This is a genomic window from Micromonospora sp. NPDC048843 (genome assembly GCF_040649965.1).
In the GTDB taxonomy this organism is placed as follows: Bacteria; Actinomycetota; Actinomycetes; order Mycobacteriales; family Micromonosporaceae; genus Micromonospora; species Micromonospora hortensis.
The window spans coordinates 32745-59562 of sequence record NZ_JBEZGJ010000024.1; the positions used below are offsets into that span (position 1 = coordinate 32745).

Sequence of the window (26818 nt, forward strand, 5' to 3'; positions counted from 1 at the left end):
AGGGATGTCTACAGCACACCACCGACCGGATTTCGTCGAGCAGCGGCGCGAAGCTCAGCGACGGCCGACCGGTCGGCGGCCGAGTCTCCGAGAATTGTGAGAGCCTCCGCCTGCCGCCGCAGCTCATCCTGGACTGACGGCGACCCAAGCAGAGCCTCACGGTCATCGGCGTCGAGCACCTCAAGGTCCTGCTCCCGAGCCGAGAACTCGTCGACCGCCGCGTATGCCCGCTCGGCTGTGTAGACGGCGTCGGTGACGTCATCGCTGTCTACCAGCTCGAGCAGGTAGACGAGCGACGCGACGGCATCCTCCGCCTGAGGTGCCCAGTCATTCCAGTCATCCTCCGCGGGCAGCAGCTCCTTCACCGCGTCCGGCGAGGGCAACTCGGGATAGTGAACGGCCGGCTGGTGACCTGCCAAGGCCGACCAGACGGCATCGACGCTGGCCCGCACGAGGTGTGCGTCACCGACCTGGTCCGGCTCGCTGAACCTGACATATGAGGGCACCAGAACCTCGACGCAACTGACCGCGAACGCAACACGCTGCCACGGTTCGAGCGTGGCAAGAACCGTGCGTAGCCGCTGACCGTCGAAGTTCTCGCTAGACGCTGCTTCAGCTACAGGACGGCAGGTGGGCTCAGTTTCCTTGCCCAAGGAACACCTCCGCGTCGAATGGTCGGCCTGCCAGGCGAGCAGCCTCTCGAACCTCTCCGGGGGTCATCCGTGAGACGAACTGATGCGCCTCGTGCACTCCGTCGCCGCTGCCCTCGTTGAGCATCGCAATGAACCAACGCAGACTCTGTACCAGATCTACGCTCGTCCCAATGCCGTCCCGGTACCAACTACCCACGACGAACATGCAGTTGGATTGACCCGCGTCGGCGCCAACCAGGTACCACTCAAGCGCTTCTTCATCAAGGTCAAGAGCAGCCAGATGGTTTCCCAGCAACGGGTACGACTCACTGACTTCCGCCTTCGCTGCGACCCTCAACCACCGCACGGCGTTAGGGATGTCGGCCGCGAGGACTTCGCCGCTGGCGTAGTGCAGGCCAAGGTTGAAGGCAGCTATCGCGTCTCCACCCTCGGCTGCCGCACGATAGAGCCGCATCGCCCTTTTCTTGTCAACGGCGACTCCCTGCCCTCGCTCCAGCAGGTACGCCAGAGTCCGCTGAGCAACCACGTCGCCCTCGGCGGCGGACTGACCGAGGAAGTCGACAGTCTCCTCCGGAGCGTCGACATACAACATGAAAATGACGCCCAACATCGTACGTGCACGAGTGTTTCCAACGTCAGCCTGCGCCTTGAGCACAGGGCATAGGCCAAGCAGCTCGGCGATAGCCGAACCATCGCCTGCGGCAGCAGATTTGAGGAACGAGTCCGCCACCTCGACCGGATCCTGGTGGTGGTGCGAGAGGTTTGGGACGCGTGCAGGGTCACCTGTCACTGCGGCCACCCACTAGCGCTTCGACCAAGAGGACGCTGCCCTTCTTCCCTCACCCGGTGGATGGCGCAGCGGCTGCGCCGGGTGGTGTCAGCTCACCTCACCCGTCTCGTCACGTCGGCGGGTCAGCTCGGAGTCGTTCGGTGGGCCGCCTGCGATTGTCGGGGAAGCGCCCCCGGCGGGGGCAACGGGGTGTGCCGCGCCGCCCCCCGAGTCCGTCTGGCCCGGCACCGTGGGAGACGCCGCCGCTGGGGTGCGAACCCCGCCGTGCACCGCCCCGGCCGGCCGGGGGACCGGACCCGGATGGGCCGGCGGTGCGCACTGCCGCGTCAGCCAGTCCAACCCGCGCCGCCGGGCGACGACTGTCAGCCGGTCGCCGGCGAAGATCACCTGCCGGGGGTCGAGGTCCTTCCACCAAATGGTCTTGGCGCCGCCCGCCGGGGTGCGGGCGATCAGCCGGACCTGCCCGTCCCTGTTGACCACGTCGAGGGGTCGGCCGTCCAGCTCGGAGCCGGCGGCGACCGGAACCTCGGCGACCGGCAACGCGTGCCGGTCGACGGGGATGGTGGTGATCACGGCGCGTTCGGTGAGCGCCCCGATGAAGGCCGGGGCGGCCAGGTAGGAGACCGAGCGGGACACGCCGAGCGCGAAGGTCTCCTCCACCCGTTCGGCGAAGTCACCGTCGAAGAGCCGAAGCACCACGCGCAGGTCGGCGCGGAGGTCGCGGGCAGCGAGCGCCGCCTCCAGGTTGGCCACGTCGTCGGTGGACGCCACCACCAGCGCCTGGCAGTCGGCAACCGAAGCGGCGACGAGTGTCTCCGGCAACGCGGCGTCGCCGACGATCAGCGGCACCTCCAGTTGGCGGGCCAGGGCGGCGCCGCGCGGCTCCGGATCCTTGTCGATCGCCACCACCTCGACGTCGTACTCGCGTAGCTGCGCCATCACCCGGGTGCCGACGTTGCCCAGGCCGATCACCACCACGTGCCCGACTCGCGGGGGTTGCAGGCGGCCGGTGTGCAGGGCCAGCCGGGCGTTGACGATGCCGTCCACCACGACGGCGGTGATCAGTGGGATGAGCGCCAACCCGGCCAGGTTGAGCACCACCTGCATGATCTGGGCGTCCGCTGCCTTCGTGGTGTCCGGGTCGGCGCCGCTGAGCGTGGTGACCAGCGTCAGGTACAGCGCCTCCAGCGGAGAGACGTCCTCGGCCCGGGAGATCAGCGCCCCCAGCACCGCGATCAGCGCGAGCACCGCCATCACCGCAATGCCGATCTTGCGGGTGGCGAAGCCACGTACCGCCCCCATCACCACAGCGACCGGACGACGGCGCCGACGTGCCCGGACCAACCGGCGGGCGGCGACCTCGGTGCCCGGTGGTTGACCGGTCGCCTCGGCGAGCACCAGGTCGGCGCCAGCCTGCTCGGCCGGCAGCAGCTCCACCCCCTGCGCCTCGCTGAGGTGCGCCAACGCGCAGACCACGTCCTGCGGTCGGACGTCGGCCCGACGCGCCACCCGCAGCGTCTTGTCCCGGTGTTGGAAGGAACTCGGGTCGACCTCGTTCAGCGCGGCGGCCACGAACGCCGGCGCGGCCATCTCAGCGTCGGAGAGCACCTCGACCGGGGCCTTGAGCAGCTTGCGCACGCCGTCGGCGAGGGTGCCGTTGAACATCCTCAGCACCTGGCGGACCCGCTGGTCGACAGCCTGGGCGCAGAGCGCGGCGTGCAGGTTGCCCACGTCGTCCTGGTGCAACAGGGCCAGCCCGGTCGCGCCGGCCAGACCGGCGGCCTCGAAGGTGGTCACGTCCAGCCGGTCCGAGCGGACCACTCGGACGCCGCGCAGCCCGGCCACGTCCGGCCCGTTGCTGCGGTAACGCTCCGGCACCACGACTGTCACCCGGGCCCCACCCGTCGGCAGCTCGGATTCGAGCATCGCCCGGGCCACGTAGTAGGCGAGCGCGTCCTTGCCACAGATCACGTAGTGCGGGCGCGGATCACCGACGGACCGCAGCCGCCAGTTCCACTCGACCGCCCGTCGCGCCCGGTCCCGCCACGGCTCCGCCATGCCCGGATCGTAATCAGCACGGCCACGGTGGGCGACCCCGTCCGGATCATCCCGCGACCAGGTATGTCCGCCCCGGCGACGGGTAGAGCAGCGACATGCAGACGTTCCTCCCGTACCCGGGCTTTCTGGCCAGCGCCCGCACGCTGGACCAGAAGCGGCTCGGCAAGCAGCGGGTGGAAGCCATTCAGGTGCTGCGTGGACTCACCCGACCCGGGTACGGCTGGCGCAACCACCCGGCGGTGAAGATGTGGGCCGGGTACGAGGAGGCGCTCGTCCGCTACGGGCTGGACATGTGCGCGGTCTGGACCGAACCGGGGCGGGCCGACACCTGCGCCACCACGATGACCGTCGACCTCGCCGCAGCCTGCGGTGCCGGCGTCGTACGGACCCAGGACGAGCTGGCCCGAGCCGGTGAGCTGCCACCGTGGCTGGGCCGCGACGACCTGCACCTGAGTCACCGCTCGTCGCTGCTGCGCAAGGACCCGACGCACTACCGCCCGCTGTTCGGCGACGACGTGCCGGAGGATCTGGAGTACGTCTGGCCAGCCTCCGACCGTCCCCGCCGTTGCTTGCCAGCCGACTGATCCAAGGTGGGGCAGACTGGGCCCATGGCGCTGTCGCAAGTGGTAGGTCGGCTGATCGGCGTACGGCAGCACCAGGTGGACCCGGGCGGCGGTGGCGCCGACCGGGTGCCGCGACCGACGACGGCGCTGGTGGTGGGTGGCGGCATCGCCGGGATGTCGGCGGCTGTGGTGTTGGCCGAGCGGGGTGTGGCGGTCACGGTGCTGGAGGCGGCACCGACCCTCGGCGGTCGACTGGGCGCCTGGCCGGAGGCGCTCGCCGACGGCCACCAGCAGAACGAGCACGGCTTCCACGCGTTCTTCCGGCAGTACTACAACTGGCGGTCCATCCTCCGCCGGATCGATCCTGACCTCGGCTTTCTCAAGCCGATTCCGGGCTACCCGATTCTCAGCGAGCAGTGGCCGACCGAGGAGTTCGGCAAGTTGCCGCCCGCGCCGCCGGCGAACCTGCTGGCGCTGCTGCTGCGCAGCCCCAGCCTGCGCCTGGCCGACCTGCGGCTGATGGACCGGGACGCGGCGCTGCCGCTGCTCAGCTACGACCCGGTGCGCACCTACGCCGACCTGGACGACAGCACCGCCGACGAGCTGCTGGCGTCGCTGCGACTGCCGGACCGGGCGCGGGCGATGCTGTTCGAGGTCTTCTCGCACTCGTTCTTCAACCACGAGGCGGAGATGTCGGCCGCCGAGATGGTCGCCCAGTTCCACTTCTATCTGCTCGGCAACCCGGAGGGTCTGGCCTTCGACTGCCCCGACGAGGACTACGCCACGGCGATCTGGGAGCCGCTGACCCGGCACGTGGAGAAGCACGGCGGCCGGGTCCTCACCAACTGCGCCGCCACCGGGGTGCACCGCGACGCCGAGGGCTGGCGGGTGACGACCACCGACGGCGGCAGCCATCCGGCCTGTCATGTCGTGCTCGCCGTCGACCCGCCGGCGCTCGCCGCGCTGGTGGCGGCCTCCCCGGACGTGGCCGAGCAGGCACCCGAGCTGGCGGCACGGATGCCGGCCTTCGGTGTCCCCGGCCCGCCGTACGCGGTGGCGCGCTACTGGTGTGACGGGGACGTGGCCGCCGAGCGGGCGGTGTTCAGCGGCGTGTCCCGCCAGCCCACTCTGGACTCGGTGACGCTCTACCACCGGCTGGAGAACGAGCCGCGGCGCTGGGCGCAGCAGACCGGTGGGTCGGTCGTCGAGCTGCACGCGTACGCCTGCGAGCCCGGCGTGCCGGCCGAGGAGTTGGCCGAGCGGATGCGCCGCGAACTGGTCGCGCTCTGGCCGGAGGCGGGCGACCTGCGGGTCCGCGAGCTGCGGGCCCGGGTGGAGGCGCAGGCGCCGGCGTTCACGCCGGGCAGCCACGCGTGGCGTCCGGGGGTACGCACCGACGCGAACGGCCTCTACCTGGCCGGCGACGGCATCGCCACGGACTTCCCGAGCGCGTTGATGGAACGCTCGGCCGCGACCGGGATCATCGCCGCGAACCACATCCTGCGCGCCGAGGGTGGCGCGGCCGAGCCGGTGCGCTCGATCCGGCCGCGTGGGCTGCTGGCCGGCAGGCCAAATCGACAAAACACAACATAAGCCACCGTACGCTGCCGTACGCTCGAATGATCAACCGTCGATCGGCCGGGCGGGAGGGCAGCGGGAGATGTCACCACTGCACCGCGCCGGCGCGGAGAACGAGTCGCCGATCGACGAGATCGGCCACGACGACGCGTACCCGCTGATCCGCGACGAGCGCGCGTGCATCGTCACCGCGCTCCGGCTGGGATGGTGGATGGCGGACGCCTACCACCACGGGCAGCACGCGGAGCCCCGCGCCTTCGTCGAGGCTCGCCCTGCCGTACCGCCGGCCAAACTCTCCAACCTCACCGAGATGTCCGTCCACCGTCGGATGCGGATGTACCTCGACGGGGTGGACGTCGCCCTCGCTCAGATCGCCGACCTCACCCGGCACACCGGGCCGGTACCCGACACGTCGGCCGCCAGAGCCCTGCTCCCCGACCTGGGCCAGCCCGACTCCGCCGACCCGGTGCCGCTGCTGCTCGCCCTCGACGACCTCAACGTGGAGGTGCTGCGCTGGGCGATGGCCGCCAACCACCGGGTCGGGCTGGCCTACCGACTGGGCCGTTCGGTGGCCGACACCGTCCGAGCCGGCGACGTCACGCAGTTGCTGCGGCAGTTCGGCGGCCGGCAGGTCCAGATCAGCAGGTGGCTGGACGAGTTGGCCAGCGTGCTGCCGCCGTACTCGGCAGCGGTGGTGCGCCGCTCGCTGGCCGCCTGGGCGAGCGCTGTCGACCGTGCCGGCCACGGGGACCCGACCGAGCCGACGCCCGCCACCCTGAGCCGGGCGCTACGCGGCCAGGGCGACCTCTGGCGCGACGTGCTCACCGGCGGCCTGCACCCGCGCGACCTGCTCGACGAGGAGGACTACGCGGTGGTCGCCAGAAACTTGATCATCCGGGACCGCCGACTGGTGGCCCAGGCGGCGCGCGGCATCTTCTGGCCGGTGCTCGTACCCCTGCTGTTGGTGCTCTTCGCGGTCGTCGGAGTGAGTGCCGCCGCGGCCGCCGGCTCACCGACCACCAGGGCAACAGTGGCCCTGGTAGGCCTCGGCGCCGGGCTGGCGGCGATCTGGCGGTCGGTATCCGGGCCCGCGCTAGCAGTCGCCGGTGAGGTGAACCGGCCGCTGCTGGACAGCGAACTCACCGCTCGGATGGCGCTGCGGCTGAATCGACCGCTGACCACAGCCCAGGTCTCGGCCAAGGCGGCTCCCCGCACCCGCCGCCAGCGGCGTCCCGACGAGCCCGGCCGATCGAAATACGTTGCTCCTGTGTCCCCCGTCGACCTACCGTGAGCGCGCAAGGTCAACCACCACCGCGGGAGCAGCTCATGACGATGTCGCACGTCACCACAGTGCCGTCGACGCTGCCCGGCGACGGTTACCGAGCGGAAGGTCCCCGGGCGGGCCGGCCCGACTGACGCGTACCCGTACGCGCTGAGCCGCCCCGTCCGACAGCCGGACCGGGCGGCTTCTTGCTGTCCGTCACCTCTGGAAAGGAGTCCCGGTGGACGCCGTCCTCGTCATCAACGCCGACCTCGGCCCGCTGCACCGGGTCACCGTCCAACACGCCGTCCGCATGCTCTGTCGTCGGGTGGCCGAGATCCACGAGGCCGAGCCGGACCGGGTGATCGGGGTCTTCCCGATGCCCCGGGTGGTGCGGCTGGTCCGCTTCGTGGTCACCCGGTGGAGGTTCAACTCCGGGCCGGCCTGGTCGCGCGCCGGTGTGCTGCGCCGCGACGACAGGTGCTGCGCGTACTGCGGCGGCCCGGCCTCCACCATCGACCACATCCTGCCCCGCTCGCGCGGTGGCCGGAACACCTGGCGGAACACCACCGCCGCCTGCTACGCCTGCAACCAGCGCAAGGGGGATCGGACGCCGGCGGAGGCGGGCATGCCGCTGCGCCGGGAGCCGGGTAACCCGGGCTGGGCGGCGCTGGCCGGGCGGTGACGGACCGGCCGGCGGGAACGGGGGGCCGCGTCCCGGGTACGTCCCGGGCGCGGCACCCGCCGGCCCCCGATCAGGCGGCGCGTTCCTTGACCCTCGACTTCAGCTGACCACTGGGGCAGTGCACCCGGATCTCGCTGCGGTGCTCCGCAGAGGTCAGCTCGACAACGATCTGCTTGGCCGGCCCCCTGTCGTACCCCTCGACCCGGAAATCGGGCGCGAGCACCACAGTGAGCACCTCGACCGACTTCCCCACGCAGCGAGCGGTGACCGTCCCGCCACGGGCGTCGACGGGTACACCGACGGCAGCGGTGGGCGTCGGCGCGGCAGTGGTCGGGGTCGAGGTCGAGGTCGGGCCAGAAGTGGCGGACGTCGGGCCCGGGACCACTGGCCCGCCCGGACCGGACGGGGGGCTGATCCGGGTGGCGGGCGCGGTGTTCCTGGTCGGCGGTACGGCGGACGGTCTGGCATCGGCCGCGCCGGTCGGCTCCTCGGTGCTGGGCATCCCCACAGTGGTGGTGCCCGGGCCGCTGCCGGTTGGCGCGGCGCCCTGTCCCTGTCGACGATTGCTGACGTCACCGAGCGACCCGGCGAGCGCCACCGCGGCGATCACGGCTCCGCCGACAGTCAGAATGGCTCGCCCCCGACGCCACGGCCGGCGCCTCGTCCGCGCCGCCGAATCGCCGCTCTGCGCGGTGCCGGTCTTCCCGGCCCCGGTTGACCCGGTGCCGGTTGACCCGGTGCCGGTTGACCCGGTGCCGGTCGATGCGGTGCCGGTCGATGCGGTGCCGGCTGGCGTGGCCCTGGTGGTGGCACCGGTCGACTCGGGGCCGGTCGGCTCGGCGACATCTGCCGCCGAGGCAGCGACAACGGCAGCCGCCTCGGGGGCCGTCCCGCTGGCGGCGGCGAGCAATATGCGGGCCGCATCGGCGGCCGACGGCCGGTCGGCCGGGTCGCCGGCCAGGCACCAGCGGTAGAGCCGGTGCACCTCCGGCGGCACACGGTCGATCGGGGGCAGCGGGTCCGGCTCGACGTGCGTGTGCGCGCGGAGCATCCCGGTCTGCGCCTCGGCGGGCCACGGCAACCGGCCGGTGAGCACCCGGTACAGCAGCAGGCCGAGGGCGTACACGTCGCTGGCCGGCAGCACCTCGCCGGCCTGCAACCGCTCCGGCGCCAGGTACGCCGGTGTGCCCAGCAGCCGGCCCTCGAAGTCGATCTCCGACGCGCCGGCGGCTGCCGCGATGCCGAAGTCGAGCACCTTCGCGCCGGTCGGCGTGAGCATCACGTTGCCCGGCTTGATGTCGCGGTGCACCAACCCCTGCTCGTGCGCGGCGGTGAGGGCCGAGGCCACCTCGGCGCACACCCGCAGACCGGCGCGCGGCGGCAACGGCCCGACCACCAACCGGTGTTCGAGGGTGTGACCGCCGAGCAACTCCATCACCACGAACGGAACCTGGACTCCGTCCAGCGCCGACTCGCCGTAGTCGTAGACGCTCGTGACGTGAGGATGCGAGAGCCGGGCCGCGGCCTTGGCCTCGCCTCGGATCCGCTGTCGGGCGTTGGTGTCCGAGGCGACGAGCACCTTCACCGCCACGTCCCGTTCGAGCACCTCGTCGTACGCCCGATGCACCACCGACATGCCGCCACTGCCGAGGCGCTCCAGGAGCCGGTAGCGGCCCGCGAGCAACTGATCACGCTGCACGACGGACAGCCTGCCGTACCGGCCTGAGATCCGGGCACCCGGGATCGAACTCTCACGATGAGTGGGACCGGCTTGCAGCTAGCGTCCGCTCAGATCCGGGTGGTCCCGCAGAAAGGCCTCACCCCGGTGGGCGTTCCGGAAGACCGACACGATCAGCACCGCCCAGATCACCAGCAGCAACCCGCCGATCACCGCGAAGAACGGCGCGAACCCCACGAATGCCTGACCAACGCTCGTCATCGCCAACCCGGCGGCCAGCACCACAAACCAGCGCTGGCCGGCGAACTGTCGGGCGGTCGCCACGAGGAGGGCCGGGTCTTCGTCGGTCTCGGGTGTGCCGCGTCGGACCTGCCTCGTCAGCCGCCGACGGTGCGACCAACTCAAGGTCAGCAACGGAGACTGCCGTGCCGCTCGGTAGCGCCCGGTGCGTACGACCCAGACGAGAGCGGCCACCTCGACGATGACTCCGAGAAACACCAGAACACGTCCGAGGTCGCTGGCCCAGCGCGGCGCTTCACCGTCGAAGATGCCGGTGTCCTGACCACCGATCACGACACCGACCGCGAGCGCGCCGGCCATGACGGATGACAGGGCAACGGGAAGCAGCCACCGATGCCGGCGTCGCCCCTGCTCGATGCCTGTCGGGCTGGTGGTCCCCGTGTGCATCATGGCCCCCGATCACCAGTGGTGGACCGGCATTACCCATCGACGCGTCGGACTGAAACGCGGTCAGTGGTCGGTCGGTGGCCGCCAGGCGAAGCGGGGCTGCCGGCGTTCGGCGATCGCCGCGACCCCCTCCCGGGCCTCGCCGGTGCTCGTCACCTTTCGGTGCCACCAGGCGATCCGCGCGGCCTCGGCCCGCTCGTCGATGATCTCCTTCGCGGCGGCGATGCTCAGCGGAGACCGCTGGGCGATCGTCGCGGTCAGTTCCTCCACCCGTTCGGCGAGCCGGTCGGCCGGCAGCACCTCGTCGACCAGGCCGATCCGCAGGGCGCGCTCGGCGTCGATCAGCTCGGCGGTGAACAGCAGGAGCTTGGCGGCGGACGGGCCGACCAGCCGGGCCAGCCGGCGCGTCGTCGGCGCCGGATAGACCAGCCCGAGCCGGGCCGGCGGTACGCCGAAACGGGTGTCGTCGGCGGCGATCCGCAGATCGCAGGCGACAGCGAGTTGGGCCCCACCGCCGACGCAGGCACCCCGGATGGCCGCGATCGTCGGCTTGGCGAACCGGGCCAGCCGGTCCTCCGCGGCCACCGCGATGCTGGCGTCACCGGCGTCCAGCAACTCCGCCAGGTCACCGAGGTCGGCGCCCGCGCAGAAGGCGTCGCCGGCGCCGGTGAGCACCAACGCCCGTACGTCGGGGTCGGGCTCCAGCCGGTCGAGCAGTTCGGGAAGCTGACGCCACATGGCGGCGGTCATCGCGTTGCGCCGAGCCGGGTTGTGGATCACCACAGTCGCGACCGGCCCGGTCACCTCGACTGTCAACTCCGCGTCCGACACGTCCGCCCTTTCCCGCGCCACCGCCCGACGGCGCCGATCTGGCGAGCCGACGCCATGCACGCGTGCGGCGACCATAACGGCGCGGCGAGGGGTCAGGTCACGCGGACTGCCAAGCAATCTTGGACAGTTTCCGTCATGCGCTAACGGAAACTGTCCAAGATTGCCAGGAAACCGGACCGGCGACCACAGTGAGGGGTGGCCGCCGGGCCGTCAGGTGAGGTCAGGTCAGGAGACGGTGACCGCGGTGTCGTCGACCACGAAGGACGTCTGCAGTGAGGAGTCCTCGGTGCCGGTGAACTTCAGGTTGACGGTCTGGCCGGCGTAGGCCGCCAGCGAGAACGACTTCTGGCTGTAACCGGTGGCCTTGTTCAGGTTCGAGTAGGTCGCCAGGGTGGCCAGCACCGTTCCGCCCGAGTTCAGCACCTGCACGCGCAGCGTGTCGTACGCGACGCTGGTGGTGGTCTCGGCCGAGTCGATGTGCAACCAGAAGCTGACCGTGTACGACGAGCAGCCGCTCGGCAGGCTCACCGACTGGGCGAGCGTGTCGGTGTGGCTGCTGCCGTAGCCACTCAGCCATGCCTTGTACGTCCCGGTACGGGCCGGCTGGCTGCTGGCGCTGGTGATCACGCCGGAGCTGGCGGACCAGCCGGTCGTACCGGACTCGAAGCCCGGGTTGGCAAGCTTCTGCCCCGGCGCGGTGCAGCCGCCGCCGGTGCCGTTCACGGTGAGCCGGTAGGTGGCGCTGCGGGTGACCGATCCCGCGCCGTTGACAGTGACCGAGTAGGTGCCCGGCGGTGTGCTCGCCGAGGTGCTGATGGTGACTGTGGACGAGCCGCCCGAGCTCACCGAAGCGGGGCTGAACGCGGCGCTCGCCCCGCTGGGCAGGCCGGACGCGGAGAAGGTCACCGTCTGCGCCGAGCCGCTGGTGGTGGCGGTCGACACGGTGGTGGAGACCGAGCTGCCCGGGTTCACCGAGCCGGCGGTCGGCGACAGCGCCACGGAGAAGTCGTTGCCGGTCGAGCAGGGCGCGTCGTTGCCGGCGACGTTCACCGCGGTCCAGGCGGCCTGCACTGCCCTGTACTCGGTGGAGCAGCTGCCGTGCAGGTCGGTGGCCGCCCGCAGGCTGTAGGCACGGGCGGTGTTCGCCGGGTTGCCGGTGTTGACGTACGACGTGTTGGAGGTGAAGTAGACGTCCAACGCCCGGAACCAGATCTTCTCGGCCTTGGCCCGGCCGATGCCAGTGACGGCGGGGGCGGAACCGCAGACCGGTGAGGTGCCGTACGCGGTGGCGCCGGTGCCCTCGGCGAGGTTGAAGTAGAAGTGGTTGGCCACGCCGGACGAGTAGTGCACGTCCTTGTTCTTCGTGCTGCTCGACCAGCAACTGTCGGACCCGCCGTCCAGCGACGGGTTGTACATGTAGCGCAGGGGCGTACCGTTGCCATTGATGTTGATCTTCTCGCCGACCTGGTAGTCGCCCGGGTCGGCCGAGGTGTTGGCGTAGAACTCGACCATGTTGCCGAAGATGTCGCTGGTCGCCTCGTTCAGGCCGCCGGCCTCACCGGAGTAGGTAAGACCGCCGGGGACCACGTTCTCGGTCACGCCGTGGCTCATCTCGTGGGCTGCCACGTCGAGCGCGACCAGCGGGCGGGCGTTGCCCGAGCCGTCGCCGTACGTCATCCGCGAACCGTCCCAGAAGGCGTTGACGTAGTTGTTGCCGTAGTGCACCCGGCTCGGCACGCCGGTGCCATTGCCGAAGATGCCGTTACGGGCGTGGGTGTTCTTGAAGTAGTCGAACGTCTTGGCGGCGCCGAAGTGGGCGTCCACGCCGGCGGACTGCCGGTTCGAGGTGGCCCCGGTGCCCCAGGTGTTGTCGGCGTCGGTGAACGTGGTGCAGCTCGACGTGCCGTTGTTCATGTCGCACGTCGACCCGTTGCCGTGGGAGGGGTCGACCATCTGGTAGGTGCTGCCGGAGAGCGTCGTGTCGATGCTGACCGTGGCCGAGTAGAGGCTGTTGCCAGTGCCGGTCACCGACTCGATCTCGTCGTAGGCGCCGACCGCCGCACCGGTGGTGGCATCGGTTATGACATGCAGCCGGGACGGGGTCTGCCCGTCGGGCTGCCACCCGCTGACCACCGTTTCCCACGCCAGCCGACCCTGCCCGGAACTGGCGTCGACGAACAGCTCCGGCGTGCCCACCGCCTCGGCCGTACCGGCGAACCGGGCGCTGGCGCCCTTCTTCGCGGCCGCCGCGCTGGTCCTGGCCGAGGTCGCGAGGGTCAGCGGCGCGGCCAGTCCGACCGAACTGCCGGCGTACGTGCCGTTCGGCGCGGTGTGGATGACGAAGTCACCGCCGTACACCCGCAGGCCCCGGTAGGTGCGGGTGTAGCGGGTGTGGGCGGCACCGCTGGCATCCAGCTTGGTGCTGTGCACCCGGTAGGACTCGGCGCTCGAACCCTGGACCGCGCCGGGGTTCGTCCGTAGGACGGTTGCCGCTCGGGCCACGGCGGAGGCGTCCGGCGAGGGAGCGGTGGGGGGAGCCGCGTGCGCCGGGGTGACGACGCAGGCCAGCAGGCCGCTGGTGAGCAGCAGTGCGCTGACGGCGGCAGGAGCTCGTTTCACGTGCCCTCCTGGAAGGAGAAGAGTGTGACGGGGGTAGTCACGCATGTACATTCAGCTACCAGGAGGGAGGAAGGGCGCCTCGGACCGCTTCCAGACATCGACAATGGCCGTTCGGGTGAGGCTCTTGACAAGGGAACCGACGCCGCCGTCGATGCGTCCGACGACCATGAGACCCACCTCGACAACCGGCGTCGCCATCGCGCTACTGGTCGTCCTCCTGACCGGCTGCACCAGCGCCGAACGCGCCCCCACCACCACCCCGAGCCAGCCCCCGGTCACCACCGCTCCCGGCCCGACCGGCACCCTGCTTCCGACCACCGCCCCCAGCACCGTCCCCCAGGCCAGCGGCGCGGCCACCCGGGTGATGCTGCGAAGCTCCGGCGGCTTCGCCGGGCGCGGTGACGTGGTGACCGTCGAGCCGGACGGTCAGTGGACCGCCGTGGACCGGGCCGGCAGCCGGCGGTTTGGTCGGCTCAGCCCCGCCGACCTCGGCCGCCTGACAGCTCTGGCCGCCGACCCCCGACTGGCCGCCGAGGCGCGCCGGACGACAAGCCCGACCAACTGTGCGGACGTGTTCACCTACCGGGTCACCGTCGGCGCTATCGAGACCGGGTACGCCGACTGCCCGGCCGAGGGGCCCCCGCCGCCGGCCACGCAGGACGTGGTCAAGCTGCTGCTACGGGCCACCGGCACTCACACCAGATAGTCCGGGGGTAGGCCGGTGCCCCGCAGCTCCGGCGGCAGGTGGGCCACGTCGTTGACGGCGACCAGATTCGGCGGGCCAGCCGCGCTGTACCGGATGACTGTCAGCCCCGCGTTGTGCGTGTTCACGCCCAGCCACCGCCGCTCCGGCGCGTCGAGGGCGTGCCGCACCAGCCAGGCGATGAGGAAGCTGTGCGTCACGACCAGCTCGCGGACCGGTTCACCGTCGGCGGGCCCCTCGGCGACCGGGCCGGCGAACCGTCGTACCGCGTCCGCCGTCACTCGCGGCCCGTCGACCCGCTCGGCCGTCGAGAACTGCGTCAGGAATTCGGCGTACGCCGGCGGCAGGCCAGCCGGATCCGTGTCGTGTGGGAGGTGGTCGCCGGCCAGCTCCGTCTCGTACACCGGAACGTCGGGCAGCGACTTGGCGACCAGCTCGGCGGTCTGCGCGGCCCGGCGCAGCGGCCCGTGGTGGACGGCGGCGAACCGCCGGGCCCGTAGGCGTTCACCCAGCAGGGTTGCCTGCCGCCGGCCGCGCTCCGACAGGCCGGTATCCGGTTCGCCGGCATCCGGCCCACTCGACTCGGAGAGATCCTGCTCGGCGTGTCGGGTCAGGTACAGCAACCGGGTCCCCATGACGCTCACCTCAACACACCGGGAGGTACGAGTTCGACCCGCACCTCCCGGTCCTGCGGCCGTCGGCTCAGTCGGCCCGCCCGGACGCCGCCCTCGCGAACGCGACCGACACCCACAGCCAGCCGGCCGTCACCGCCAGGCCGAACGCCACCATCACGGCCGGTGCCGGCCGGACCATCAGCGTCACCCAGGCCGCCGCGAAGAACATCCCGGTCACCAGGCTGTACGCGGCTCGACCGCGCGCCCCCTGCCGTGCGGCCCGACGGGCTGCCACCACCGTCGCCACGATCAGCGACACGAAGGCGACCGCCGCCACCAGGAAGTGCAGACCACCCTGCCAACTGATCTCACCGGCGCCCCGGGGCGTACCGGCCGGGAACCCATCGGCCGGGTCGGCGCTGAAGATCGCCGCCCCGACCAGGCCCAGGCCGTACAGCGCGAGCAGCCGGGGCAGCCAGACCGATCCGCCGCCTTCGCTGGTACGGCGGCGCAGCGTTTGGGCGGCCAGCGCGCAGAGCACCCCGGTGGCCAGGAACGTGACGATCTGGATCCAGCCCAGCTCGCCGGTGCTCAGCACGCTGACCGGGTGGCGACGAAAGTCGAAGCCGTCCCGGGTCGCCGCCTGCACGATCGCCGAGCCGACGAAGATCGGGCCGGCGAGCACCCCGCCGATCAACAGCAGGCGGTCCCGACCGACGGCGGTCGGTCGTACCACGGGAAACGCCGCAGCCTGGCTCATCGCCCGCCCCTACGCCCGGGGGAACATCTGGCCAATGCGGATCCGATTGCCGAACGGGTCCCGGATGCCGAAGTCGATCCCGTACGGGCGCTCGGTCGGCTCGTCGGTGATCTCGACGCCCTTCGCCACAAGATCCTCGTGCGTCTTGCGGGCGTCGTCAGTGGTCATGAAGAGGTACCCGCCGAGGGCACCCTTGGTGAGCAGCTCCCGGACCTGCTCGGCGGTGGCCGGGTCCAGCGCGGGCGGGCCGGGCTTTTCCAACAGGATCTCGCGCTCCGGGTCGCCGGGCAGGTTGACAGTGAGCCACCGCATGAAGCCGAGGTCCTGGTCGGTGTTGACCTCCATGCCGAGCTTGTTGACGTAGAAGTCAAGCGCGGCGTCCTGGTCCAGGACGTAGATCTGGGAGCGGCTGATCGCGTTCATCGTCATGCCCATGACGCTAGAGGTAGACCCTGACCTGCGGCTTATCCAAAACTGCTGGGTCGGGTCCAGGCTTTGGTGAAGCACGACGGCACGTTGGCCGGCGCGACGCGCTGACGCCGGAAATCCGAGGGCGACTCGCCGACGATCTGCCGGAACGTCCGACTGAACGTGCCCAGGCTGCCGAAGCCGACGGCGTAGCAGATGTCCGTCACGTCCCGGTCGGTCTCCACCAGCAACGACATCGCCCGCTCCACCCGGCGGCGTTGCAGGTAGCGGTGCGGGGTCTCACCGAAGGTGGCCCGGAAGGTGCGGATGAAGTGCGCCTGCGAGACGTGCGCGATCCGGGCCAGCGCGGGGATGTCCAGAGGCTCGGCGTACGCCCGGTCCATCGCGTCCCGGGCGCGCAGCATCGCCCGGTTCGACTCCTCCACCGCCCGACTCATCGGCCCCCGCCCCGCTCCGCGCTGCTCCGGCCCCAGGCTACCGCCGGGCGCTCTGCCGTCCGCTCGGGTGGCGTCTCCGTGTGTTCCTTGCCGGACCGCCGGCGGCGTCTGCCTACCGGTTGGCCTCGCGCTCCGGACAGTCGGCGTACTCCCAGGTTGCGGTGAGGTCCTCACTCGTCACGATCATCCTGCCGGCGAGACAGGCGATCTCGTGCCGGCACCCCTGCTCGTGCGGCAACACCTCGTCGAGCATCACGTCCAGGAGTTGGGCCACGTCCAACTCTCGGTCGGCCGGCTCGAACGTCAGACTTCGCACGCCACGGTAGCGAATGGTGAGGTCTTCCTCGTGCTTCCAACAGTTGTGCTGGAGGTACAGCTCAAGCCATCGGCTGCCGCCCGTCTCACCGGACGTCAGCCGGGTGGGCTTCAGGCTCTTGACACAGCGCTGGCCAAAGAAGTCGTAGTGGCCGGGTTCCGTGGCGAACCTGCGAGCTCCATCAGGCAACGAGTCGGCAAGCGACGGCAACTGCTCGAGGTAGGCCGAGGGATCATGGAGGATGCCGTCTCTGGTTCGTTCAAGGCTGACGTATCTCATTGCCCCCTCCACCAAGCTCGACTCGTGGCAGCGCCCTCAGCGGGCCCCACGTGGACGATCAGGGTCCGCAGCACTGGCGGCAATTGTCTCCGACCCCGACAATTCCCGGGTGCCCACACCTGAGGCGAACGACGCGCTGCGCTGGCTGGCCGAACAGGGCGTGACGCCGCTCGGTGAGGGACGCTGGTTGGAATCCACCTCGTCGAGTGACATCGAACGATCCGACAACGACCTCGCCCACGAGTGGTCGGCCGCCGCTCTGGGAGATGACCGGCTAGCCTCAGTGCAGCGGCTACGCACGGGGCTCGGCCTCCTCGATCTGCTCGACGAATACTGGGTACCGTGCGCCGGGAGTGACACCGGCCCGGTGCGGCTGAGCAGTTACTTGCGGTAGTAGAAGTCGGCGGCCTCACCAGCGCGTGCCGGCGCGTTGATCTTCAAGGGCTTTCCGTGGTCTTTCATGGTGGTGGTCAGCGTCAGCTTCGGACCATCGCTGGGGCTCAGCTCCACCTTGATCGAGGTGACCCAACCCTTGTCGTCGGTGGTGATCGTGAACGGCGACGGGCGTAGGCCGATCGAGACGATGCTCGGTGCGCCCACGGGGAGGAACGACGTGGCGTCCTTGCCGGTGGGGTCGAAGCGGCCGGTGTAGGTGTGTGGGTTTACGCGATCCACCGAGGCGATCGACGAGGTGAACGCCTTCAGGCCGGTCGGGTCGACCCAGTCGAAGCGGAGGAATGGGTCGTCGCGCTTCACGCGCTTCAGATCGACGTGCACCCAGTCCTTCTCGTCGGAGGGCCGCACGTAACTGTCGTTGCCGATCACGATCCGGCTTCCCGCCGACGGGTACTTGCCGCCGGTGACCGAGATCGTGGTCTGGAAACGACGCTTCTTCGGATCGAAGGCACCCGTGCCGTTGACGTTCTGCCCCTCGGGCAGGTTGCCGCGAACTGCGTACCGGTGGGCAGCCCCCTGCGACCGCTGTAATGCCGCGACCAGCTCACCGCGGACGTCGGGCGTCGGGGACGGCACGGCAGTGGCGGTGGCGACAACCGGTTCGTCGGTGCGCGTGGGCTCAGTCGTCGGAGTGCAGCCGGCAGCAAAGAACAGACCGCTGGTCAGACCCAGCACGAGCAGAGTGGTGCTCTGTTTCATTGTGATTCCCCCGTGGACCGCCGCCTGATGGCGGGACGGGGCACGATAGCGAACTTGGTCGACCCCCGGCTGCCCCTCGGGGCGGACCGGCAGAAGCACGGCAGCGCCGCTCGGAAACGTCTGATGTAATTGGAGCCCCCGGCCGGGATCGAACCGGCGACATCTCGCTTACAAGGCGAGTGCTCTGGCCAGCTGAGCTACAGGGGCGCGTGCGTCGAGGTCAGCATAGCGACTGACGTCCGGATATCCCGATCGCGTGGCCTCCCGAGAACGGGAATCGTCAACAACCCGACGCAGACTCGTTTCGCACGGCGTCGATTGATGTCTGACCGTGCCCGAGTGACCGGAATGTGCAGCCCGCCTGGTGGGCTGGGCGGCCCCCTGCCTTGGCAGCACGGGTAAACGCGTTTACGGTTCACTGACACGGACGACGACCGGGCGCCCCCGCGACCGCGCCGCCGTCCGCCGAACCGGCACGGACACGTGCCGGTTGCTCCTTCACTCGGATCGTCCGGCACGTTCCTGCCGGTGAAAGGAAGCGCTTCACCATGGCTACGGTCACCTATTCCAAGGCGTCCCGGGTCTACCCGGGCCAAGAGCGTCCCGCCGTCAACGAGCTGGACCTCGAGATCGGCGACGGGGAGTTCCTCGTCCTGGTCGGCCCCTCCGGTTGCGGTAAGTCCACCAGCCTGCGGATGCTCGCCGGCCTGGAGGACGTGGACGCCGGTTCGATCTACATCGACCAGCGTGACGTCACTCACCTTCCCCCGAAGGCCCGCGACATCGCGATGGTCTTCCAGAACTACGCCCTCTACCCGCACATGACGGTGTACGAGAACATGGCGTTCGCCCTCAAGCTGCGCAAGACCTCCAAGTCGGAGATCGACCGGCGGGTCAAGGAGGCGGCGGGGCTGCTCCAGCTGGAGGAATACCTCAGCCGTAAGCCGAAGGCGCTCTCCGGTGGTCAGCGTCAGCGTGTCGCGATGGGCCGGGCGATCGTCCGCGAGCCGCAGGTCTTCCTCATGGACGAGCCGCTGTCGAACCTCGACGCCAAGCTCCGCGTGCAGACCCGTACCCAGATCGCGTCCCTGCAGGCCAAGCTGGGCGTCACCACGGTCTACGTCACGCACGACCAGGTCGAGGCCATGACCATGGGTCACCGGGTCGCGGTGCTGCTCGACGGCGTCCTTCAGCAGGTGGACACCCCGCGTGCGCTCTACGACACCCCGGCCAACGTGTTCGTCGCCGGCTTCATGGGCTCGCCCGCCATGAACATCAAGACCGTTCCGCTGAACGAGCGGGGCGCCGAGTTCGCCGAGCTGCAGATCCCGCTGACCCGCGAGCAGGTCGAGGCGGCCCGCGCAGAGGGTGGCGACGGCAAGGTCACAGTGGGCTTCCGCCCGGAGGACTGCGAGCTGGTCAGCCCGACCGAGGGCGGCATGCCGGTCGTTGTCGAGCTGGTCGAGGACCTCGGCTCGGACGCCAACGTCTACGGCCACGCCGCGCTGGGTGGCAACTCGGAGCGCTTCGTCGTCCGCACCGACCGGCGCAACATGCCGAACATGGGTGACACCGTGTTCGTCAGGCCGGTTGCCGGTCGCAGCCACGTCTTCCACGCCTCCACCGGTGGCCGGATCTGACGTAACGCCGTACCGACAGGGGGCGGTCCGCTTCGGCGGGCCGCCCCTTTCGTCGTACCAAAATTGGCTCTTCACCCTGCCTGGGCACCGGACGACGAAGGCCCCCACCCGCGCTCGGCGGGAGGGGGCCTTCGTTCGACGTGCGCTACAGCTCGACGGAGCGCCGGCGGGCGACCTCGGCCAGGGCGACCGCCGCGGCCACACTGGCGTTGAGCGACTCGACCTCGGAGATCATCGGGATGCTGACGGTCAAGTCGCAGGTCTCCCCGACCAGGCGGGAGAGACCGCGCCCCTCGGAGCCGACCACCACCACCAGCGGACCGACAGCGGCCTCCAGGTTGTAGAGGTCGGTGTCGCCGTCGGCGTCCAGACCGACGACCATGAAGCCGGCGTCCCGGCACGCCTTCAGCGACCGGGTCAGGTTGGTCACCTGCGCAACCGGCACCCGCGCGGCCGCGCCGGCACTGGTCCGCCAGGCGGTAGCGGTGATCCCGGCGGCACGACGCTCGGGTACGAAGACACCCTGCGCGCCGAACGCGGCAGCCGACCGGATCACGGCGCCCAGGTTGCGCGGGTCGGTGACACCGTCCAGCGCGACCAGCAGCGGAGCCTGCTGCTCCAGGGCAGCGGCGACCATGTCCTCGAACGGCTGGTACGCGAACGGCGGCACCTGCAAGCCGACGCCCTGGTGCAGCACCCCGCCGGTCATCCGGTCCAACTCGGCGCGGCTGATCTCCAGGTTGGCGATGCCACGGTCGGCGGCGGTCCGGATGATCTCGTTGATCCGGTCGTCCATGTCGATGCCCTGGGCCGTGTAGAGCGCCGTCGCCGGCACGTTGGCGCGCAGCGCCTCCAGCACCGGGTTACGCCCGACCAGCAGCTCCGGGGTGTCCTTGGACGGGTTGGACTTGCGCCCCGGCGTGACCCGAGGGCCGGACCGGCCGGTGGGCTTGCCGCCCCGCCCGCCGGTGGCGGCACCCCGGCCGCCCGGTACGCCCCGACCGCCACCCCGACCCCAGGTGGTGTCCTTGCTGCCCGGCTGGCCGATCTTGGGGGCGCGCCCCTCCTCGGCCGCCGCGCGGCGCTCCTTGTCCTGCTTCCAGGCGGTGCGCTGGGGCAGCTTCTCGGTGCCCGAGTAGCCCTTGTGCCACGGCCGCTCGTCAGCGGGCAGGGTGCGACCCCGCCCGGCCAACGAGTCCTTGTTCTTGCCGCCGGTGCCCTTGGGGGCGCCTGCCTTCGACGTCAGTCGCCGGCCACGGCGCTGCGAGTTGCCGGCCATCAGTCCTGCTCTCCAATAGTCCAACGGGGGCCCTGGGGGGTGTCCTCGACCACCACGCCGGCCAGCTTGAGCTGGTCACGCACGGCGTCCGCGGCGGTCCAGTCCTTGCGGCCCCGCGCCTGCGCACGCTGCTCCAGGGCCAGCGCGATCAGGGAGTCCACCACGGCACGAAGGTCGTCCGATCGGACGCCACCGGTCCAGGCCGGGTCGAGGGGGTCGATCCCGAGAATATCCAGCATTGCCCGCACCACGGCCAGCGTGGTGCGGACGGTCACATCGTCACCGACGCTCAGCGCGGTGTTGCCGTCCCGAATGTGCTGTTGCAGCACGGCCAGCGCGGCGGACGTGTTGAGGTCGTCGTCCATCGCCGCGACGAACCCGGCGGGCAGCTCACCGAACTGCCCGGCACCGACCCGCTCGGCGGCCCGCTGCACGAAACCCTCGATCCGCCGGTACGCGGTGGCCGCTTCGCGCAGCGAATCCTCCGAGTAGTCGATCACCGAGCGGTAGTGCGCGGCGGCGTAGTAGTAGCGCAGCTCCACCGGCCGCACCCCGAGCGAGTCCACGTACGCCAGGCCCAGCGCGTTGCCGGCGGACTTGCCCATCTTGGCCCCGCCGATGCTCAACAGACCGTGGTGCACCCAGTAGCGGGCGAACGGCAACCCGGCCGCCTGGGACTGGGCGATCTCGTTCTCGTGGTGCGGGAACGTCAGATCCAGGCCACCGCCGTGGATGTCGAACTCCGGGCCGAGATAGCGCCAGCACATCGCCGAGCACTCGATGTGCCAGCCCGGACGGCCCAGCCCCCACGGCGAGGGCCAGTAGGCGTCCGCCGGCTCGTCCGGTTTGGCACCCTTCCACAGCGCGAAGTCGCGCGGATCCCGCTTGCCCCGATCCGGGGCGTCCCCGGCGGACTGCATGGCGTCCGGAGACTGACCCGACAGCGACCCGTACGCCGGCCAGGACGCCACGTCGAAGTAGACGTCGCCGGAGCCGTCACTCGCCGGGTACGCGTGCCCGTCGGCGATCAACTTCGTGATCAGCTCATGCATCTCGGGGATGTGCCCGGTGGCGCGCGGCTCGTAGGTGGGCGCCAGCACGTTCAACGACCGGTACGACTCGGCGAGCAGCAACTCGTTGGCGTAAGCGATCGACCAGAACGGACGACCCTGCTCGCCCGCCTTGACCAGGATCTTGTCGTCGATGTCCGTCAGATTGCGAATGAAGGTGACCTCGTAGCCGGCGGCCACCAGCCAACGACGCAGGATGTCATAGTTGACGCCGGAGCGAAGGTGACCGATGTGCGGCGGGGCCTGAAGGGTGAGACCACACAGGTAGACCCCCACCTTGCCGGCTTCCCGCGGGACGAAGTCCCGCACCGATCGGGTGGCGGTGTCATACAGGCGTAGCGTCACCGTACAAGGGTAGCTGTCCGTGCCTGTCCGGGTCCGCCGGTGCCGGGTCGTACGCTGCCAGGCGTGGATGCGACCGCACGCTCCGGTGGCTCCGGTGACCCGCCAGCCAACCCCACCGCCCCCGCCGACCCGGCCTCCGACTCGTCGGACGCTGGCGTGGGGCGGGCCGACGCGGTTGCGGGGCGGGGCGGGGAGACGTCGCAGACGCTGGACCGGGGCTTGCGGCTGCTGCACCTGGTCGCCGACGCCTCCGGCGGCCTGACCGTCACCGAGGCCGCGAATCAGCTCGGCATCGGCCGGGCCGCCGTCTACCGACTGGTCAGTGCGCTGACCGGGCACGGCATGCTGCGCCGCGACGGAGACGGTCGCCTGCGCCTCGGTGCCGGGTTGCTGCACCTGGCCCGACGAGCCCAGCCGCTGCTCGCCGAGGGTGCGCTGCCCGCGCTACGCCGCCTCGCCGAGCAGGCAGGCGCGACCGCGCACCTGACCGTCGTCGAAGGTGGCGAGGGCGTCGCTTTGGCCGTGGTAGAGCCGAGCTGGACGTCGTTCCACGTCGCGTACCGGACCGGGGCACGGCACCCACTGGACCGGGGAGCGGCCGGCCGGGCGATCCTGGCCGGTCGCGCCGGGGTGGCCGAGCCGGTGAGTAGCAGCGGAGAATTGCAGGCCGGGGCGTACGGCGTTGCCGCACCGGTGCTCGGCGTACCCGGCCTGGAGGCCAGCGTCGGCGTGGTCGCGCTCGCCCCGCTGGACGTCGACACGATCGGCCCCGAGGTGCTGGCCGCCGCCCGCGCCATCACCACCGCCCTCAGCTGACCCCGACCGCCGCGCGCCACCTAACCACCGCTAGCCCTGCCCCCGTGGCTTGATCGACTCGGGCTCACGGAAGTCGCGGTGTCCCAGGGCCGGTGACCGCCCGACTTTCAGAAACGCGAGTGGATCACCGCCCGTTGACGGCTCCGATGCCTGGTTGGTCGGCCGTTCTGGGCTGTTGCCATAGCACGATCGGCAGTCGGATTCGTGGTTGTCCACAGGCCCGGCGGCATGCGCGGGCCGGGTTGTCCACAGGGGTTTCGGTGGCCAGTCGGTGGTCGGCAGGCTGCTCGGCATGCCCCTACGTCCGCATCGCCCCGATGCCCTGGCCTGGCAGGTCTTCCGCGGCTCCGACGCTGTCCGGGACGGCCTGCTCACCGAACATCAGCTGCGCAACTCCGCCTGGGTGCGGTTGCGCCACGACATCTACGCCGACTCGCGGCTGGACCGTGATCACGCCCTCGCGTGTCGCGCCGCCCTCCTCCGGCTGCCGCCCGGAGTGGTGGTCGGCGGCCCGTCGGCCGCCTACCTGCATGGCGTCCAACACGCCGCGAGCTTCACCGACGATGTGCACGTCCTCGTGCCCCGACCGCTGCGGATCGGCCCACAGCGCGGCCTCCGCGTGCACGTCAACGCCATCACCCCGCTCACGGCGGGCGAGACCCCTGAGCCGGCCCCGCCAACCACGCGACGGCTATCGGGCCGGCCACCGAACGTGAGCCGTCCGCCGACCCCAGGACATCAGTCAGCCGCAATCCGACCGTCTGACGCGGGACGACCGCCGGACGCGGGACGACCCCCAGACGCGGGACGAGCGCCGGATGCGGGACGAACGCCGAGCGCTGGAAGTCCACGTGATGCAACGCGACCTGCGGGGGCGGTCCGCCCACCTGCCGGCGGATCGTCACCACGCCCAGCACGGCACTTGTCCCGCCCGGCCGCTGTGTCCGTCGGAGCAGGGGGCATGGTGGCGCCTGGTCGGGGCGATGGGTGGGCGGCGGCCAGCCCGCCCAGGTCCAGGGGGCAAGACCTCCCAATCCCCCGATCCGACCCCGGGCGGGCCGCCTGGGAGACGGCTGTCTGGCTCGACCCCGTCCGGGCGGTCCCCATCGTCGATTCACTGCTCGGGCAGGGGCTGGCCGATCGCGAGACTCTGGCTGCCATGGCTAGACACAATGCTGAGCGGCCGGGTGCGCGACGAGCAAGCTGGGTGTTCGACCTGGCCGACGGTGGAGCCGAGTCGCCGCCGGAGTCACAGCTACGCGTGCGGTTGGTGCTGGGTGGGCTGCCGCGCCCAGCGGTGCAACACCCGGTACGACTGCCCACCGGCATTGTGCTGCACCCCGATCTGGCCTGGCCGCAATATCGGGTGGCGGTGGAGTATGACGGAAGGTGGCACTCCGACGTAGAGCAGCTGCACCGCGACCGCCGCCGGCTGAATCAACTGCTCGGCGCGGGTTGGCTGGTCCTGCACGTGACCAGTCGACGGCTGCACGGCGAGTTCCCGGCGGTGCTTCGAGAGGTACGCGACGCGCTGGTCAGCCGCGGCTGGCGACAGGGATCGTCCAGATGACCGGGATCAACTCGAGTTCCTGGAAACCGCGCCATCCTTCAGGCACCAACACCGCGCCTTCATGGAAACCGAGTCGATCATGAGGGGTGCCGGGCGCCGGCCGGTGACAACATGCCTGGACGACCTGGGGCCCGGTCGACGAAAGGTCGACCGGGCCCCGGAGGACGGTGGCGGTTGGGCCACCTCCGTAGTGCGATGTGCGCTACGGGCGGGCGTTCGGCTTGAGCGGGGTCTTCACCGCCGCGTAGGCGTCGACGATCCCGTAGCCGTAGAAGCCGTTGAAGTTGACCCCACCGGCGCAGTAGGCGTCGTAGGTCTCGTCCCGGCCCTCGTTGCGGTACTGCTGGAGGCGCGGCTCCGGGCACGCGTGCTCGGCGGCCGTGCGGTAGAGGTGCTGCTCGACCTGGTCCGGCGACATCCCGAAGCCAGTCCGACCCTGCGCCTTGCCGTGCCGGCTGACGATCAGCGCGGCGACACCGGCGGCGTGCGGGGACGCCATCGAGGTGCCCTGGAGGTACGTGTAGTAGCCGCACTCACCGTTGGCCTTGCACTGCTTGAAGACCGAATTCTCGAAGCCGGGGACGATGTTGCCGTCGGCGTCGACCGATTCTTCCTCCTGAAGCACGTGCTTGGGGTACGTGGAGAGAATCATGTTGGCGTCGGTACGGAAGGTGTCGGTGCCGAAGCCGTCCCGGAACCAGCCTCCCGGCGCGGCGACCGAGATCTGCTCGGTGCCGTAGTTGGAGAAGTCCGACTTCTTGCCGGACGGGCCAACCGACGACACGCCGATCACGTGCGGGCCGCCTCGACCTACACACCCACCGCGTCGACACCAAGATTCGCCAGCGCGGCCGGCAGCTCGGCCATGCTGGAGACTTCGGCGTCGGGTGGGGAGCCGAGGGGTCGGGGCAGGCCGAGCCGGTTCAGCCACACCGATCGCAGGCCTGCCCGCCGAGGCGCCGCCACGTCGTGCTCCCACGAGTCGCCGACGTACACGATCCGCCCGGCTGGCACCCCAGCCGCCGCGACCACCGCGGCGTAGAACTCCGGGGCCGGCTTCTTGGGCAGGCCGTTCTCGTGCGCGTACAGCTCGAAGGCGAACTCGCCGGCGAGTCCGCACCGCTCGGCGCGGCTGTTGCCGTTGGTGGCGAAGCCCAGCGTGTACCGGCTGCGCAGCGTGGCCAGCGCCGGTGGTACGTCCGGAAACGGTCGGGTGAGAGCGAAGCGCTGGGCGAAGAATAGGTCCGCGATCTCGTCCAGGTGGTCGACCAGCGCGGCGCGGGCCAGCGACCGGGCCAGTGCGGCGCGCCGGATCTCCGCCACCGGGGCGGCGCTCAGTTCGCCGAAGACCACGCCCCAGTCCGACTCCAGTTCGGCGAGCGTCACCCCGGCCGCCGCAGACGTCCGTCGCCGCATCTCGTCGAGGACCGCCACCAGCCCGCCCGTGACTGCTGGACGCAGGTCCAACAGTGTCTCGTCGGCGTCGAACACCACAGTGGTCAGCACGACACCCACCCTCCCGTCGACATGCTCAGGCGATCAGGGGCACACCAACCGCCAACCCTCACCGACCGTCAAGCGCCAGCTCGGGCGTGGCCGGCGCGGGCGTCGAGGGCGACCCGCGCAGCTCGTCGAGGCGCACCAGGGCGACGCCCGCGACGATCAGCGCACCGCCGAACAACTGCCAGCCGGTGGGTAGCTCGTTCAGGAAGAGCCAGGCGATCAGCACCGCGAAGAGCACCTCGGTCAGCCCGACGAACGACGACAGGCGGGGCCCGAGAATGCGGGTGCCGGCGATACCGGTGAGGTACGCGATGACGGCGGCCACCAGCGACAGCCCGGCGATGGGCACCAACCAGCTGGTGGGCTGCCCGGCGAAGGTGACCTCACCGAAGGTGGCGTGCAGCGGCAGCAGGCCGGTCAGCCCGACGAGGAGCAGCACAGCGGCACCGACGGCCATTCCACCGCTGGCCATGGCGACCGAGGGCAGCCGGGGGTCGAC

General features: G+C 70.7%; 27 protein-coding genes, 1 tRNA gene and 1 pseudogene. 9 read left to right on the forward strand and 20 right to left on the reverse strand.

The genetic code is table 11. The annotated features are described in order from the left end of the window. Nucleotides 1-8: 8 nt before the first annotated feature. The 3 genes from AB0C20_RS08740 to AB0C20_RS08750 all read right to left on the reverse strand — a co-directional run bounded on the left by AB0C20_RS08740 (nt 9) and on the right by AB0C20_RS08750 (nt 3501). On the reverse strand, nt 9-653 hold the full coding sequence (locus AB0C20_RS08740; protein ID WP_357567659.1) for a DUF416 family protein: 645 nt from the start codon (nt 651-653) through the stop codon (nt 9-11). Further along, a complete protein-coding gene (locus AB0C20_RS08745) occupies nt 637-1383 on the reverse strand; it encodes a tetratricopeptide repeat protein (RefSeq protein WP_357183611.1) in 747 nt (248 codons plus the stop codon). Before AB0C20_RS08745 ends, AB0C20_RS08740 begins: the two co-directional genes overlap by 17 nt. A 147-nt stretch (nt 1384-1530) precedes the next feature. Then, on the reverse strand, nt 1531-3501 hold the full coding sequence (locus AB0C20_RS08750; protein WP_357567660.1) for an NAD-binding protein: 1971 nt from the start codon (nt 3499-3501) through the stop codon (nt 1531-1533). A 95-nt stretch (nt 3502-3596) separates the two neighbouring features. Between AB0C20_RS08750 and AB0C20_RS08755 the strand changes: the two genes are divergently transcribed. The 4 genes from AB0C20_RS08755 (at nt 3597) to AB0C20_RS08770 (ending at nt 7588) form a co-directional block, all read left to right on the forward strand. Further along, a complete protein-coding gene (locus tag AB0C20_RS08755) occupies nt 3597-4085 on the forward strand; it encodes an MSMEG_6728 family protein (RefSeq protein ID WP_357183605.1) in 489 nt (162 codons plus the stop codon). Nucleotides 4086-4109: 24 nt separating this feature from the next. Beyond that, on the forward strand, nt 4110-5657 hold the full coding sequence (locus AB0C20_RS08760) for an FAD-dependent oxidoreductase (RefSeq protein ID WP_357567661.1): 1548 nt from the start codon (nt 4110-4112) through the stop codon (nt 5655-5657). Between the two features lie 67 nt (nt 5658-5724). Continuing rightward, on the forward strand, nt 5725-6933 hold the full coding sequence (locus tag AB0C20_RS08765; protein ID WP_266304295.1) for a hypothetical protein: 1209 nt from the start codon (nt 5725-5727) through the stop codon (nt 6931-6933). Nucleotides 6934-7144: 211 nt separating this feature from the next. Continuing rightward, a complete protein-coding gene (locus AB0C20_RS08770; RefSeq protein ID WP_238683052.1) occupies nt 7145-7588 on the forward strand; it encodes an HNH endonuclease in 444 nt (147 codons plus the stop codon). Nucleotides 7589-7658: 70 nt separating this feature from the next. Here AB0C20_RS08770 and AB0C20_RS08775 read toward each other — a convergent pair whose 3' ends face one another. The 4 genes from AB0C20_RS08775 to AB0C20_RS08790 form a co-directional block, all read right to left on the reverse strand. After that, complete coding sequence (locus tag AB0C20_RS08775) at nt 7659-9287, reverse strand: serine/threonine-protein kinase (protein WP_357567662.1); 1629 nt, start codon at nt 9285-9287, stop codon at nt 7659-7661. Between the two features lie 78 nt (nt 9288-9365). Next, nucleotides 9366-9956 carry a hypothetical protein gene (locus tag AB0C20_RS08780; protein WP_357183595.1) on the reverse strand — a complete coding sequence of 197 codons (591 nt, stop codon included), beginning with the start codon at nt 9954-9956 and terminating at the stop codon, nt 9366-9368. A gap of 60 nt (nt 9957-10016) precedes the next feature. Further along, nucleotides 10017-10784, reverse strand: a complete 768-nt coding sequence (locus AB0C20_RS08785) for an enoyl-CoA hydratase/isomerase family protein (RefSeq protein WP_357567667.1) — start codon at nt 10782-10784, stop codon at nt 10017-10019. Between the two features lie 225 nt (nt 10785-11009). Further along, nucleotides 11010-13403, reverse strand: a complete 2394-nt coding sequence (locus tag AB0C20_RS08790) for a M4 family metallopeptidase (protein ID WP_357183591.1) — start codon at nt 13401-13403, stop codon at nt 11010-11012. Between the two features lie 151 nt (nt 13404-13554). On the opposite strand from AB0C20_RS08790, the gene AB0C20_RS08795 reads away from it, so the two are divergent. Beyond that, entirely contained in the window at nt 13555-14109 is a 555-nt protein-coding gene (locus AB0C20_RS08795) for a hypothetical protein (protein WP_357183588.1), read from the forward strand. Here AB0C20_RS08795 and AB0C20_RS08800 read toward each other — a convergent pair. The 5 genes from AB0C20_RS08800 to AB0C20_RS08820 all read right to left on the reverse strand — a co-directional run bounded on the left by AB0C20_RS08800 (nt 14097) and on the right by AB0C20_RS08820 (nt 16662). After that, nucleotides 14097-14741 carry a histidine phosphatase family protein gene (locus AB0C20_RS08800; RefSeq protein ID WP_357567663.1) on the reverse strand — a complete coding sequence of 215 codons (645 nt, stop codon included), beginning with the start codon at nt 14739-14741 and terminating at the stop codon, nt 14097-14099. The genes AB0C20_RS08795 and AB0C20_RS08800 overlap by 13 nt on opposite strands. A 67-nt stretch (nt 14742-14808) precedes the next feature. Continuing rightward, nucleotides 14809-15480 (reverse strand): DUF998 domain-containing protein, encoded by a 672-nt coding sequence (locus AB0C20_RS08805; RefSeq protein WP_357183583.1) that lies wholly within the window; start codon nt 15478-15480, stop codon nt 14809-14811. Between the two features lie 9 nt (nt 15481-15489). Further along, the gene (locus AB0C20_RS08810) at nt 15490-15909 is read right to left on the reverse strand and encodes a VOC family protein (RefSeq protein ID WP_088952055.1); all 420 of its coding nucleotides are present in this window, start codon (nt 15907-15909) and stop codon (nt 15490-15492) included. Nucleotides 15910-15944: 35 nt separating this feature from the next. Next, nucleotides 15945-16346 (reverse strand): AraC family transcriptional regulator, encoded by a 402-nt coding sequence (locus AB0C20_RS08815; RefSeq protein WP_112582884.1) that lies wholly within the window; start codon nt 16344-16346, stop codon nt 15945-15947. A gap of 112 nt (nt 16347-16458) precedes the next feature. Further along, nucleotides 16459-16662, reverse strand: coding sequence for a hypothetical protein (locus tag AB0C20_RS08820; RefSeq protein WP_357567664.1), 204 nt, complete (start codon nt 16660-16662; stop codon nt 16459-16461). Nucleotides 16663-17050: 388 nt separating this feature from the next. Between AB0C20_RS08820 and AB0C20_RS08825 the strand changes: the two genes are divergently transcribed. Continuing rightward, nucleotides 17051-17335 (forward strand): hypothetical protein, encoded by a 285-nt coding sequence (locus AB0C20_RS08825; RefSeq protein WP_357183576.1) that lies wholly within the window; start codon nt 17051-17053, stop codon nt 17333-17335. Here AB0C20_RS08825 and AB0C20_RS08830 read toward each other — a convergent pair. Further along, a complete protein-coding gene (locus AB0C20_RS08830) occupies nt 17323-18096 on the reverse strand; it encodes a hypothetical protein (RefSeq protein WP_357183920.1) in 774 nt (257 codons plus the stop codon). The genes AB0C20_RS08825 and AB0C20_RS08830 overlap by 13 nt on opposite strands. Nucleotides 18097-18226: 130 nt before the next feature. Beyond that, nucleotides 18227-18303 (reverse strand) — tRNA-Thr (locus AB0C20_RS08835). A 341-nt stretch (nt 18304-18644) separates the two neighbouring features. Here AB0C20_RS08835 and ugpC point away from each other — a divergent pair. Beyond that, a complete protein-coding gene (gene ugpC, locus AB0C20_RS08840) occupies nt 18645-19736 on the forward strand; it encodes a sn-glycerol-3-phosphate ABC transporter ATP-binding protein UgpC (protein WP_210780867.1) in 1092 nt (363 codons plus the stop codon). Between the two features lie 145 nt (nt 19737-19881). On the opposite strand, the gene rlmB is transcribed toward ugpC, so the two are convergent. After that, nucleotides 19882-21015 carry a 23S rRNA (guanosine(2251)-2'-O)-methyltransferase RlmB gene (gene rlmB, locus AB0C20_RS08845; protein ID WP_238659111.1) on the reverse strand — a complete coding sequence of 378 codons (1134 nt, stop codon included), beginning with the start codon at nt 21013-21015 and terminating at the stop codon, nt 19882-19884. Beyond that, the gene (gene cysS, locus AB0C20_RS08850; RefSeq protein ID WP_357183570.1) at nt 21015-22430 is read right to left on the reverse strand and encodes a cysteine--tRNA ligase; all 1416 of its coding nucleotides are present in this window, start codon (nt 22428-22430) and stop codon (nt 21015-21017) included. Before cysS ends, rlmB begins: the two co-directional genes overlap by 1 nt. A 156-nt stretch (nt 22431-22586) precedes the next feature. Between cysS and AB0C20_RS08855 the strand changes: the two genes are divergently transcribed. Then, on the forward strand, nt 22587-23246 hold the full coding sequence (locus AB0C20_RS08855; RefSeq protein WP_357183916.1) for a helix-turn-helix domain-containing protein: 660 nt from the start codon (nt 22587-22589) through the stop codon (nt 23244-23246). A gap of 298 nt (nt 23247-23544) precedes the next feature. On the opposite strand, the gene AB0C20_RS08860 is transcribed toward AB0C20_RS08855, so the two are convergent. Then, the gene (locus AB0C20_RS08860) at nt 23545-23871 is read right to left on the reverse strand and encodes a hypothetical protein (RefSeq protein WP_357567665.1); all 327 of its coding nucleotides are present in this window, start codon (nt 23869-23871) and stop codon (nt 23545-23547) included. A gap of 534 nt (nt 23872-24405) precedes the next feature. Here AB0C20_RS08860 and AB0C20_RS08865 point away from each other — a divergent pair. Continuing rightward, complete coding sequence (locus AB0C20_RS08865; protein WP_357183566.1) at nt 24406-24816, forward strand: hypothetical protein; 411 nt, start codon at nt 24406-24408, stop codon at nt 24814-24816. A 202-nt stretch (nt 24817-25018) separates the two neighbouring features. Here AB0C20_RS08865 and AB0C20_RS08870 read toward each other — a convergent pair. From AB0C20_RS08870 to AB0C20_RS08880, 3 genes and pseudogenes are all read right to left on the reverse strand, one after another. Then, nucleotides 25019-25618: pseudogene (locus tag AB0C20_RS08870) on the reverse strand (S8 family serine peptidase); the annotation flags it as partial. Nucleotides 25619-25626: 8 nt separating this feature from the next. Then, complete coding sequence (locus AB0C20_RS08875; RefSeq protein ID WP_357183564.1) at nt 25627-26322, reverse strand: HAD family hydrolase; 696 nt, start codon at nt 26320-26322, stop codon at nt 25627-25629. A gap of 58 nt (nt 26323-26380) precedes the next feature. After that, nucleotides 26381-26818: DMT family transporter (locus AB0C20_RS08880; protein ID WP_357567666.1), on the reverse strand; the 438-nt coding region annotated here is incomplete at its 5' end.